Below are 11588 nucleotides of genomic sequence, written 5' to 3'. Positions count from 1 at the left end.
GCCTGTCAGAGCGCCTCTTCAAGCAGCGCCGCGATCGCGGGCTCCGTCGTGTCGCCCGTCCCGCGCGCCGCCTCCCGGCCGCCCTTGAACACGAGGATCGTGCTGCGGTCCGGCGCGTTGAGCGCGCGCATCGCCGGCTTCTCGCTGTCATAGTCGACCTCGAACGCTGCGAAGGCGGCGAAACGCGGCTCGGCGAGCAGCTTCGCCAGGATCGGCTTCTGCGCCTTGCAGGTCGGGCACCACGTCGCGTCGATGTGGACGACCACGGCCTTTCCCGAGCGACGGGCCTCGTCGAAATTGACGCTGGCGTAGCGCTTCATTTCCGCGGCGAAGCCGGCGTGGGGCAGGGCGGCGAGCGCAGCGCCGATCAGGAGCGCGCGGCGGCGGACGAACATGGGCGAAGCCTCGACGACGTTGCGACGAACTGGATACGGCGAAACGCGCCGATTAGGTTCGCGGGAGTCGGTCCGGCGCTCAGCCCTCCTGCTCTCCCGGCGGCGGCTCCGTGGCCGCCGGCGCCTCGTCGGACTCGTCGACGTCGGCCGGCGGCGGCAACCCGATGCGATAGATGCCCTTGAAGTCGTTCGGGTCGACCGGCTTGCCCTTCCGGTAGATCGCGACGCCGCCCCGCAGCGCGACGCGGGTCGCCGCCGCCTTCACGGCGGTCAGCTTGCCGCGCCAGTCGTCGGGCGTTCCGCGCTGTTCGGCGACGGCCTTCGCCGCCTCGGTCGGGCAGATCGTCCTGCCCGGGCCGCGCTCGCGCGCGAGCCGCAGCACCAGATCCTCGATCGTCTCGCTCATTCCGCGGCCTCCGCTGCGGCCGGCGCGCCTGCGAGCCACGCCGCGAGGTCGGCGCGCGCGCGGTCGGTGAACATGCGCTTCTTCGCCTGCGCCTTGGCGGCGCCGCGCGGGCGGGAGCCGTCGGGCAGCCGAAGCGCGCCCTCGATCGGCGGAAACAGGCCGAAATTGACGTTCATCGGCTGATAGCTCTTGGGCCCGTCGTCTTCGACGCCGATATGCCCGCCGGTGATGTGGCTAAGCAGTGCGCCGAGCGCGGTCGTCGCCGGCGGCGCGTCGAGCCTCTCGCCCCGTCGCTCCGCCGCCGCGAAACGCCCGGCGAGCAGGCCGATCGCGGCGCTTTCGACATAACCCTCGCAGCCCGTGATCTGGCCCGCAAAGCGCAGCCTCGGCTCGGCCTTCAGGCGAAGGACGCGGTCCAACAGCTTGGGCGCGTTGAGATAGGTGTTGCGGTGCAGGCCGCCGAGCCTCGCGAACTCCGCGCGCTCCAGACCGGGGATGGTGCGGAACAGGCGAACCTGTTCGGCATGGCGGAGCTTGGTCTGGAAGCCGACCATGTTGAACAGCGTGCCGAGCGCGTTGTCCTGCCGGAGTTGGACCACGGCGTAGGACTTCTCGTCCGGCTTGTGCGCGTTGGTGAGGCCCATCGGCTTCATAGGCCCATGGCGCAGCGTCTCGGGCCCGCGCTCGGCCATGATTTCGACTGGCAGGCAGCCGTCGAAATAGGGCGTCGAGGCCTCCCACTCCTTGAAGGAGGTCTTCTCGCCCGCGACGAGGCCTGCGACGAACGCCTCATATTGCTCGCGGGTCATCGGACAGTTGACGTAGTCCGCGCCGGTGCCGCCGGGGCCGGCCTTGTCGTAGCGCGACTGCCGCCAGGCGACGGAGAAATCGATCGTGTCGGCGTGGACGATCGGCGCGATGGCGTCGAAGAAGGCGAGGTCGCCTTCGCCGGTGATCGCGCGGACCGCGTCCGCGAGGGCCGGGGAGGTCAGGGGGCCGGTCGCGACGATCACGCTGTCCCAGTCGGCCGGCGGCAGTCCCGCGATCTCTTCGCGGGCGACGGTGACGAGCGGATGGGCCGCGAGGGCGGCGGAGACGGCGTCCGAAAATCCTGTGCGGTCGACGGCGAGCGCGCCGCCGGCCGGCACCTGGTTGGCGTCCGCCGCGCGCAGAATGAGCGAGCCGAGCGCGCGCATCTCCTGATGCAGCAGGCCGACCGCATTCTGTTCGGCGTCGTCGGAGCGGAAGGAGTTGGAGCAGACGAGCTCGGCCAGGCCGTCGGTCTGATGCGCGTCGGTGCCGCGTGTGGGCCGCATCTCGTGCAGCACGACGGCGACGCCGGCCTGAGCCAGCTGCCACGCCGCCTCGCTGCCGGCGAGGCCGCCGCCAACGACATGGACGGGCGGAGAAGCGGTGTCTTCGATCATGGCCGGACCCTAGTCGGCGACCGGGACCGGAGCAACGCGCGTCAGTCGCGACGAGACCAGGGAAGGGACGTCATCCGTCGATCTCGACGCCGAAAAAACAAAAGCCCCGGAGGGCCGGGGCTTTCATTCGGCGACGCGCGGCGTGCGCGTCACGCGGCGATGGACCTGAGCGCGGCGCGGCGCGCGGTGGTCCCGATCTCGGCGCGGCGGACGTTGATGTCGGCCAGCGTGCGGTCGTCGAGATGCGCCAGTTCGTTGTAGGTCGAGTTGTACACGCTCCAGAAGCGGAACTTCTTCAGGAGGAAAGCCCAGAACAACATTGTCTTTACGTCCAGTTCGTAGGGCGGCTGTTCGGCCGACGCCCCTTGCGTCGGAATATCTGAGCCGTCGTGCTTCGGTAGAGCCGATATAAGCGAGTCTGGCGCGCTGCGTTAGGCGTAGGCAGGCATTGCTGCAATGCGCGCCACTCATGTCCGGTTAAGCGGAAGCTAACGCCTGCCCACGCGGTGGGCGATCCGCGCCAGAGCAAAGAAAATGAGCGGTTTTGGCATGTCGACGATCGCGACGCTCGGCTACGCTGCGGCGCCGCAATTATGGGCGTGAGCAGGAATGCGGCGACGCGCTCACTCCGCGGCGTCGTCCAGGCGCCGCTTCATCGGACGCCGCTTCAGCACCTCGGCGAGGAAGAACCCTGTGTGGCTGCCTTTCGCGCGGGCGATCTGCTCCGGGGTGCCGATCGCCACGACCCGGCCGCCGCCGTCGCCCCCCTCCGGTCCCATGTCGATGATCCAGTCGGCGGTCTTGATGACCTCGAGATTGTGCTCGATCACCGCGACCGTGTTGCCCTGGTCGACCAGTTCGTGGAGCACCTCCATGAGCTTCGCGACGTCGTGAAAGTGCAGGCCGGTGGTCGGCTCGTCGAGGATGTAGAGCGTGCGGCCGGTCGCCCGGCGGGACAGCTCCTTCGAGAGCTTCACGCGCTGCGCCTCGCCGCCGGAAAGCGTGGTCGCGGGCTGGCCGACCTTGACGTAGCCGAGCCCGACCCGCGCCAGCGTCTGCATTTTCTCGCGGATGGACGGGACGGCCTTGAAGAACACCACGGCCTCGTCGACCGTCATGTCCAGCACGTCGGCGATCGACTTGCCGCGATAGACCACCTCCAGCGTCTCGCGGTCGTAGCGCTTGCCCTTGCAGACGTCGCAGGTGACGTAGACGTCTGGCAGGAAGTGCATCTCGATCTTGATGAGCCCATCGCCCTGGCAGGCCTCGCAGCGGCCGCCCTTGACGTTGAACGAGAAGCGGCCGGGCTGGTAGCCGCGCGCCTTGGCTTCGGGAAGCCCCGCGAACCAGTCACGGATCGGCGTGAAGGCGCCGATATAGGTCGCGGGGTTCGATCGCGGCGTCCGCCCGATGGGCGACTGGTCGATGTCGATCACCTTGTCGAGCGCCTCGAGCCCCTCAATCCGCTCATGCGGTCCGGGGTTCTCGTTTGCGCCGTTCAGCTTGCGCGCGGCGGCGCGGAACAGGGTGTCGATCAGCAGCGTCGACTTGCCGCCGCCGGACACGCCCGAGACGCAGGTGAAGGCGCCGAGCGGGATTTCGGCGGTGACGTCCTTCAGATTGTTCGCGCGCGCGCCGATCACCTTCAACGTCTTCTTCGGGTCGAACGGCCGCCGGCGCGCGGGCGTCGGCACCGAAAGTTCGCCGGTGAGATAACGCGCGGTGAGGCTGTCGGGCGAGGCCATCACCTCCTCCGGCGTGCCCTGCGCGATGATGCGGCCGCCATGGACGCCCGCCCGCGGGCCGACGTCGACGACGTAGTCGGCCTGCCGGATCGCGTCCTCGTCATGCTCGACGACGATGACGGTGTTGCCGAGGTCGCGCAGCCGCTCGAGCGTCCCGAGCAGACGCGCGTTGTCGCGCTGGTGCAGGCCGATCGACGGCTCGTCCAGGACGTAGAGCACGCCCGTCAGCCCGGAGCCGATCTGGCTCGCCAGCCGGATGCGCTGGCTCTCGCCGCCGGACAGCGAACCCGACCCGCGCGCGAGCGTGAGGTAGTCGAGGCCGACGTCGACCAGGAATCGCAGCCGGTCGCGAATCTCCTTGAGGATGCGGAACGCGATTTCGTTCTGCTTCGCGGTGAGGTGGTTCGGCAGCTGCTCGAACCATTCGTGCGCCTTGCGGACCGACAGCCGGGCCGCCTGGCCGATGTGGCTGTCGCTGACGCGCACGGCGAGCGCCTCGGGCTTCAGGCGGTAGCCCTCGCAGACGAGGCAGGGCACGTCCGACATGTAGCGGCCGATCTCCTCGCGGGCCCAGTCGCTCTCGGTCTCCTTCCAGCGACGCTCGAGGTTCCGCACGACGCCTTCGAAGGTCTTCACCGTCTCGTAGCCGCGCAGCCCGTCGTCGTAGACGAAGCGGACCTTTTCATCCCCCGAGCCGAAGAGGATGACGTTGCGCGCCTTCTCCGGCAGGTCGGCCCAGGGCTTCGTCAGCGAGAAGCCGTAGTGCTTCGCCAGCGCGTCCAGCGTCTGGACGTAGTAGGGCGAGGTCGACCGCGCCCATGGCGCGATGGCGCCCTTGCGCAGGGTGAGGCCGCCGTCCGGGACGACCAGATTAGGGTCGACGTTGAGCTCGGTGCCGAGGCCGTCGCAAACCGGGCAGGCGCCGAAGGGGTTGTTGAAGGAGAACAGTCGCGGCTCGATCTCGGCGATCGTGAAGCCGGAGACGGGACAGGCGAACTTCTCGGAAAAGGTCAGCCGCTTCGGATCGCCGTTCTCGTCCGTCTGGTCGGCGAATTCGGCGAGCGCGATGCCGTCGGCCAGCCCCAGCGCCGATTCCAGGCTGTCGGCCAGCCGGCTCGAAATGTCGCCGCGGATGACGACGCGGTCCACCACCACGTCGATGTCGTGCTTCAGCTTCTTGTCGAGCGCAGGCGCGTCGGCGATTTCGTAATAGGTCCCGTCGATCTTGAGCCGCTGGAAGCCCTTCTTCTGGAACTCCGCGATCTCCTTGCGGTACTCGCCCTTGCGGCCGCGCACCACGGGGGCGAGCAAGTAGAGGCGCGAGCCCTCGGGCAGCGCCTTCAGCCGGTCGACCATCTGGCTGACGGTCTGGCTCTCGATCGGGAGCCCGGTCGCGGGCGAATAGGGGATGCCCACGCGCGCCCACAGCAGCCGCATGTAGTCGTAGATCTCGGTGACGGTCGCGACCGTCGAGCGCGGGTTCTTCGACGTCGTCTTCTGCTCGATCGAGATCGCGGGCGACAGGCCGTCGATCTGATCGACGTCCGGCTTCTGCATCATCTCGAGGAACTGGCGGGCGTAGGCCGACAGGCTCTCGACGTAGCGGCGCTGGCCCTCCGCATAGATCGTGTCGAAGGCGAGCGAGGACTTGCCCGAGCCGGACAGGCCCGTGAACACGACCAGCTTGTCGCGCGGAATGTCGAGGTCGACGTTCTTCAGATTGTGCTCGCGCGCGCCGCGGACGCTGATCATGCGCGCGTCGCGGCCGGGGCCGGGCGACCGCTCGGCCGCCCGGTCGAAGGCGGCTTCGAGCGCGACCGCCGCAGGCTTCGATCTCGCAGGCTTCGTCGCGTGCGACGCGGCCTGCACCTTGGATTCCCCGGGCTTCACGGCGCGGACGGGTTCCGCGCTGGCCTTCGCTTTTCGCGCAGCCGGTGTCGCGGTCCGCGTCGTCGTCTTCGCCATGTCTCATCGTCCCGGGGCGGGGGAGGGCCGCCATTCGCCGCGCATTACGTCGTATCACGACCGGCCGGATCAAGAGCCGCTTGTCGGGTCCGGTCGCCCGTGCTACGGAACATAAAAGGAACAAAAGCGCCAGCCCTTATCGGTCGGGCCCGCGTGACGGCCGGCCGGGCGATTGTGGACAAGGCGCGATCCCTGCGCGACCGCCGCTTCGGGCGAGCGTAAGGTGCGCCCTTCGAGCTTCGGGAGAATTGTCATGGCAGGCAGCGTCAACAAGGTCATTCTTGTCGGCAATCTCGGCAAGGACCCCGAGGTCCGCCGCCTGAACTCCGGCGAGCCGGTCGTCAATCTCAGGATCGCGACCTCCGAAAGCTGGCGCGACAAACAGAGCGGCGAGCGTCGCGAAAAGACCGAGTGGCACCAGGTCGTGATCTTCAACGAGAACCTCGCCAAGGTCGCCGAAAATTATCTGAAGAAGGGCTCCAAGGTCTACGTCGAGGGCCAGCTCCAGACCCGCAAATACACCGACGCCTCGGGCGTCGAGAAATACTCGACCGAGATCGTGTTGCAGCGCTACCGCGGCGAGCTCGCCATGCTCGACGGCCGGGGCGGCGACGGCGGCGGGGAGTCGTACGAGGGCGGCGGCGACAGCTTCGGCCGCTCCAGCCCCGAGCCCCGGCGACAGCCGGCGCCGGCCGGCGCCGGACCCGCAGCGGGCGGCCGCTTCAACGACGCGATGGACGACGACATCCCGTTCTGACTTGGGCGCGTGCGTCCCGAGCAGGGACGCGCGGCCTCCAGGGCTCACGGCGACGAAAATTCAGGGCGGGCATGTCGTCTAGCGCCGTTGCGGCGGATCGCGCGTTCGGGGTACGAGCATCGCCCATGACGCCTGACACTTCGCACGACCGCATACTCATCATCGACTTCGGCTCGCAGGTCACCCAGCTCATCGCGCGGCGGGTGCGCGAAGCCGGCGTCTATTGCGAGATCACGCCGTTCAATCACGCCGAAGAGGCGTTCGCGACTTTCGGCGCGAAGGGCGTGATCCTCTCCGGCGGGCCGGCCTCGGTCGCCGAGATGGGCACGCCGCGCGCGCCGCAGGCGGTGTTCGAAAGCGGGCTGCCGGTGCTCGGCATCTGCTACGGCCAGATGACCATGGCCGAGCAGCTCGGCGGCGCGGTCGAGAGCGGCCACCACCGCGAGTTCGGCCGGGCCGACCTCAGCGTCGTCGCGCCCTCGCGGCTGTTCACCGGCGTCTGGGAGGATAAGAGCCGCAACGTCGTGTGGATGAGCCACGGCGACCGAATCACGCGCATGCCGCCGGGCTTCCGCATCATCGGCGTGTCGGAGAACGCGCCCTTCGCCGCGATCGCCGACGAGCAGCGGCATTATTACGGCCTGATGTTCCACCCCGAGGTCGTGCACACGCCGCAGGGCGGCAAGCTGCTCGCGAACTTCGTCCGCGACATCTGCGGCTGCGGCGGCGACTGGTCGATGGCGGCCTATCGCGAGGAGGCGATCGACAAGATCCGCGCCCAGGTCGGCCAGGGCCGCGTGATCTGCGGCCTGTCGGGCGGCGTCGACTCGGCGGTCGCGGCCGTGCTGATCCACGAGGCGATCGGCGAGCAGCTCACCTGCGTGTTCGTCGACCACGGCCTGATGCGCAAGGACGAGGCCGAGCAGGTCGTCTCTCTGTTCCGCGGCCACTACAACATCCCCCTCGTCCATGTCGACGCGAGCGATCTGTTCCTCGGCGCACTGAGCGGCGTCGAGGACCCGGAAGCCAAGCGCAAGGCGATCGGCCGGCTGTTCATCGACGTGTTCGAGGACGAGGCGCGCAAGATCGGCGGCGCCGCCTTCCTCGCCCAGGGCACGCTCTATCCGGACGTCATCGAAAGCGTCTCGTTCTCAGGCGGCCCCTCGGTCACGATCAAGTCGCACCACAATGTCGGCGGCCTGCCGGAGCGCATGAACATGCAGCTCGTCGAGCCCCTGCGCGAGCTGTTCAAGGACGAGGTGCGCGATCTCGGCCGCGAGCTCGGCCTGCCGGACGCCTTCGTCGGCCGCCACCCTTTCCCGGGCCCGGGCCTCGCCATCCGCTGCCCCGGCGAGGTGACGAAGGGGAAGCTCGACGTCCTGCGCCAGGCCGACGCGATCTATCTCGACGAGATTCGCAAGGCCGGGCTCTACGACGTCATCTGGCAGGCCTTCGCGGTCCTGCTGCCTGTCCGCACCGTGGGCGTGATGGGCGACGGCCGCACCTACGACAACGTGCTCGCCCTGCGCGCCGTGACCTCGGTCGACGGCATGACGGCCGATTTCTACCCCTTCGACATGAACTTCCTCGGCCGCGCGGCGACCCGCATCATCAACGAGGTCCGCGGCGTCAACCGCGTGGTCTACGACGTGACCTCGAAGCCCCCCGGCACGATCGAGTGGGAATGATTCAGGCCTAATAGGCGATCGAGAAGCCCGACGTCCTGCAGCCAACCGCCATCGTCGGCCTGGAACAGGTCGGCGCATGACAGAGCCGCCAGCCGCCTCATAGGCTTCGATGCCGAGGAAGACGGCGCGCTTGTCGGACGCGCGCACCGGGGCTCGGGAAACATGCGCCGGATCTGATAGGGCTCCTTCGACCAGGCGTCCTTGAGTGCGTCCCAGACCTGCGCCTGACGAAGCGCCGGCCGTCGGCAGGCGCCTCGAACATGCCGGTCTCAACGCCTTCGGCGTCGACCACGGGAAAGACGCTGAGGCTCTGGATTAGGCCGCGACGAGCGATCGAGGCCGCCAGGTCCTCGATCGAGGCGCCGGCCTTCACACGCCGGACGTGGCGACGATCCGTTCGCGCGCCGCCTTGATGCGTTGACGAAGGGCAGGGGCGAGGAGTTCGCGAAATTCAGTAGCGCCGGGCGGCCTCGTGCGCGAAGGCGGCCGCGATGATGCGCATGATCGGCATTGTCTCGCTTGCCGATGCCCTGTCGCTCGGGTTGGTCATCGGCGTCGGCTGGCCATGTGCATGACCATCGTTTCGGGCGCCGGAAGCACCGCAGATGTGACTTTCGAATAATTACGTTTGCAGTTTGAAAATATCGCGGAAGCAACATGAGAGTGACTTGGTTCAGGGTGGTAGCCGCGATCGAATAAGAGCGGATTAAAAGCCTGTAAAATCAGCCATTGTGTCCACTTTGGCACGTTAATTTTGGAATTCTATAGCGAACGCGTAGCTCTCTTCGTTGCCGTTCACTGCCCGCCAGCCCCGCAGATTCTTCGCCATGGCAGGAATTTTCACGCGATGGCTACGTAATCGCCACCGATAGCCATGCGGCTATATATGCGGATATTTCCCACACAACCTGAGCTCGTCATCCGAATTCAGAAGCGAGAGGCGGCGCCCTTTGCCGTTCATGCCGACGGCGCGACGAAGGTCTTCTCCGGAAACGCCGTCCCAACCACTTCCAAGAACGCGCGCACCTTGGCGCCGATCAGGCGGCGTGAACTTTGCAGCGCCCATATCTCCACGGGCGGACCGGCATACTTTCCCCAGAAAGCGAGTCTGCCGGCCTCGATGTCATCGGCGACAAGGAGTTTCGGCAGCAATGCCGCGCCCGCGCCGGCCAATACGGCGTCGCGGACCATCAGGAGCGAAGAGAGGCGGAGAACTGGATCCGGGTGCAGGACGATGTCGTCATCAGTTCCGCAGGTCATCCGCCATTCAGCCGCTTGTGGCGCCGCGGAGAGCAGAACGGCCTTTGCCCTGCATTCTTCGCCGTCGGCCTTGGGAAAGGGGCGTGGCATCCCGGGAGGCGCCACGATCAGGCGTTCATCGTTGAGGAAGCGGCCGCCGACAAGGCGTTCATCCGGCGATGGGTCGATCCGAATGATCAGATCGTAACCATCCTCGATCGGATCGACCTTGCGGTCTTCGGCGACGATTTCGAGCTGAACCTCCGGATAGGCCAAGGCAAAGCGCGCGCCGATCCGCGGTAGCGCCACATGCGCGAAGACCACGGGCGCACTAACCCGCAACCTGCCTTTCGGGGTGGAGGCGCCGAGCACGACCGCTTCACCGGCCTCGGTGATTTCGCTCAAGAGGTCGTGCGTGCGCTCATGCAGCGCGCGCCCTTCATCCGTCAATCTCAGATTGTGAGAGCCGCGCTCGATCAGCCTCACTCCGAGGCTGTCTTCGAGTTCGGCGACCCGCCGCGACAATGTGGCTTTCGAGCGTCCGGAGACGCGGGAAGCGCGGCCAAATCCGCCATGGGCAGCGACAAGGTCGAAGTCGGACAAGGCCTGAAGATCCATTGTGTTGTTCCGTATTTGAGACAAGCTATCTCAATATAGGCCTCTTACGAGCACGAACGAAACGGTTATCTTCGTCCTCAACAGATGCACATCCGCCAACACAAGGAGATGTCGACATGAGCATTCTCGTGACAGGCAGCACCGGAACCATCGGGGCGCAGGTCCTCGCCCATCTTCAAGGCCGCAGCGCCGATATTCGCGCGCTGACGCGCTCGCCGGAGACGGCGCAGCTTCCCGCTGGCGTGACGACGGTCCGCGGCGACCTCGCCGACCCGGATTCGGTGCGCGCGGCGCTTTCGGGTGTCGGCACGCTGTTCCTGCTCGCTCCGAACGTCGCGGATGAACTGACCCAGGCCATGCTGACGCTGACGGTCGCCCGCGAGGCCGGTGTCAAAGGCATCGTCTATCTCTCGGTGTTCGGCGGCGATGCCTATGCGGACGTGCCGCATTTCGCGGGCAAGTACACGGTCGAGCGGATGATCGAGGCGCTTGACCTGCCCACGACGATCCTGCGCCCCGCCTATTTCATCCAGAACGATCTGCGTCAGAAGGATGGGCTGCTGAAGGCCGGCGTCTATGGCTCACCGATCGGCGCCAAGGGCGTCTCGATGGTCGATATTCGCGACATCGGCGAGGCCGCCGCGATCGAGCTGCTGCGCCGGGAACAGGCTCCGGCTCCGCTCGGCCGCGAGATCTACGCCTTGGTCGGTCCAGGCGGCCTGACCGGCGAAGGGATCTCCGCCATCTGGAGCGAAGCCTTCGGTCGCGCGATTCGCTATGGCGGCGACGATCTCGTCGTCATGGAGCAGCGCACGAAGACCATGCTGCCTGCCTGGCATGCGCTCGACCTGCGCCTGATGTTCAGCCGCTATCAGACGGAAGGCGCGGTGGCGAGCGCTGACGACATTGCGCGCCTGACCGGGCTGCTCGGCCGTACGCCACGCTCCTATGCCGCCTTCGCGAGGGATGCCGCCGCCAAATGGGCGACGGTCTGAGCCCTCCCCGGCCACGAACCAAGGAGCCCCACCATCATGACGACCAACCCTCTTGCCTGAAGATGCTCCGGCCATCGCCGCCATGCGCGAGGCCGCGTCGGCCCACAAGGGCGAGCCGATGGGCCCCGTAGCACGGCCTATGTCCGACGCCATGTTCGCCGCCACGCTTGCCGCGGCGGATATGCAGGTCGAGGCCGCGGCGGTCGGCGGCATAGCAGCTGGGAGGGCATGCCGCATGTCTTCCGAGCCTTCCTCGGCCAGTTTTTCGCAGCCGAGAAGTCGGTGAACGCCATCAGCGACTTTCTCCGCCAGCGGCTCGATACCTTGGCCGCCGAAGCCGTCACTTCCAGCCA

Annotated in this window: 9 protein-coding genes and 1 pseudogene; 3 read left to right on the top strand and 7 right to left on the bottom strand. The window is 67.4% G+C overall.

From position 1 onward, the window contains the following. Positions 1-5 precede the first annotated feature (5 nt). From ACO2RJ_RS07265 to uvrA, 5 genes are all read right to left on the bottom strand, one after another. Positions 6-395 (bottom strand): thioredoxin family protein, encoded by a 390-nt coding sequence (locus ACO2RJ_RS07265; RefSeq protein WP_423267319.1) that lies wholly within the window; start codon positions 393-395, stop codon positions 6-8. A gap of 79 nt (positions 396-474) precedes the next feature. Beyond that, positions 475-801, bottom strand: coding sequence for a DUF3253 domain-containing protein (locus ACO2RJ_RS07260; protein ID WP_423267318.1), 327 nt, complete (start codon positions 799-801; stop codon positions 475-477). Beyond that, complete coding sequence (gene trmFO / locus ACO2RJ_RS07255) at positions 798-2228, bottom strand: methylenetetrahydrofolate--tRNA-(uracil(54)-C(5))-methyltransferase (FADH(2)-oxidizing) TrmFO (protein WP_423267316.1); 1431 nt, start codon at positions 2226-2228, stop codon at positions 798-800. Before trmFO ends, ACO2RJ_RS07260 begins: the two co-directional genes overlap by 4 nt. Positions 2229-2377: 149 nt before the next feature. Beyond that, on the bottom strand, positions 2378-2548 hold the full coding sequence (locus tag ACO2RJ_RS07250; RefSeq protein WP_423267315.1) for a DUF1127 domain-containing protein: 171 nt from the start codon (positions 2546-2548) through the stop codon (positions 2378-2380). 303 nt (positions 2549-2851) lie between these two features. Then, entirely contained in the window at positions 2852-5725 is a 2874-nt protein-coding gene (gene uvrA / locus ACO2RJ_RS07245; RefSeq protein WP_423268929.1) for an excinuclease ABC subunit UvrA, read from the bottom strand. A gap of 466 nt (positions 5726-6191) precedes the next feature. Here uvrA and ssb point away from each other — a divergent pair, with 466 nt between their 5' ends. Then, entirely contained in the window at positions 6192-6695 is a 504-nt protein-coding gene (gene ssb / locus ACO2RJ_RS07240) for a single-stranded DNA-binding protein (protein ID WP_423267314.1), read from the top strand. A gap of 125 nt (positions 6696-6820) precedes the next feature. After that, positions 6821-8383, top strand: a complete 1563-nt coding sequence (gene guaA / locus ACO2RJ_RS07235) for a glutamine-hydrolyzing GMP synthase (protein ID WP_423267313.1) — start codon at positions 6821-6823, stop codon at positions 8381-8383. An 8-nt stretch (positions 8384-8391) separates the two neighbouring features. Here the strand turns inward: guaA and ACO2RJ_RS07230 are convergent. Continuing rightward, positions 8392-8768, bottom strand: a pseudogene (locus ACO2RJ_RS07230) (DNA-binding protein); the annotation flags it as partial. 572 nt (positions 8769-9340) lie between these two features. Further along, positions 9341-10240, bottom strand: coding sequence for a LysR family transcriptional regulator (locus ACO2RJ_RS07225; protein ID WP_423267312.1), 900 nt, complete (start codon positions 10238-10240; stop codon positions 9341-9343). A 116-nt stretch (positions 10241-10356) separates the two neighbouring features. Here ACO2RJ_RS07225 and ACO2RJ_RS07220 point away from each other — a divergent pair, with 116 nt between their 5' ends. Beyond that, entirely contained in the window at positions 10357-11235 is an 879-nt protein-coding gene (locus tag ACO2RJ_RS07220; protein WP_423268928.1) for an NmrA/HSCARG family protein, read from the top strand. The last annotated feature ends 353 nt before the right edge of the window (positions 11236-11588 follow it).

The sequence above is a fragment of the Hansschlegelia sp. KR7-227 genome (assembly GCF_049446035.1).
GTDB lineage: Bacteria > Pseudomonadota > Alphaproteobacteria > Rhizobiales > Methylopilaceae > Methylopila.
This window is presented reverse-complemented; position numbering and strand designations above follow the sequence as displayed.

Coding starts and splice junctions, on each gene's coding strand:
- uvrA (WP_423268929.1), bottom strand. CDS start 5,725: ATGATCAGCGTCCGCGGCGCGCGCGAGCACAATCTGAAGAACGTCGAC.
- ssb (WP_423267314.1), top strand. CDS start 6,192: ATGGCAGGCAGCGTCAACAAGGTCATTCTTGTCGGCAATCTCGGCAAG.
- ACO2RJ_RS07260 (WP_423267318.1), bottom strand. CDS start 801: ATGAGCGAGACGATCGAGGATCTGGTGCTGCGGCTCGCGCGCGAGCGC.
- trmFO (WP_423267316.1), bottom strand. CDS start 2,228: ATGATCGAAGACACCGCTTCTCCGCCCGTCCATGTCGTTGGCGGCGGC.
- ACO2RJ_RS07225 (WP_423267312.1), bottom strand. CDS start 10,240: ATGGATCTTCAGGCCTTGTCCGACTTCGACCTTGTCGCTGCCCATGGC.
- guaA (WP_423267313.1), top strand. CDS start 6,821: ATGACGCCTGACACTTCGCACGACCGCATACTCATCATCGACTTCGGC.
- ACO2RJ_RS07220 (WP_423268928.1), top strand. CDS start 10,357: ATGAGCATTCTCGTGACAGGCAGCACCGGAACCATCGGGGCGCAGGTC.
- ACO2RJ_RS07250 (WP_423267315.1), bottom strand. CDS start 2,548: ATGTTGTTCTGGGCTTTCCTCCTGAAGAAGTTCCGCTTCTGGAGCGTG.
- ACO2RJ_RS07265 (WP_423267319.1), bottom strand. CDS start 395: ATGTTCGTCCGCCGCCGCGCGCTCCTGATCGGCGCTGCGCTCGCCGCC.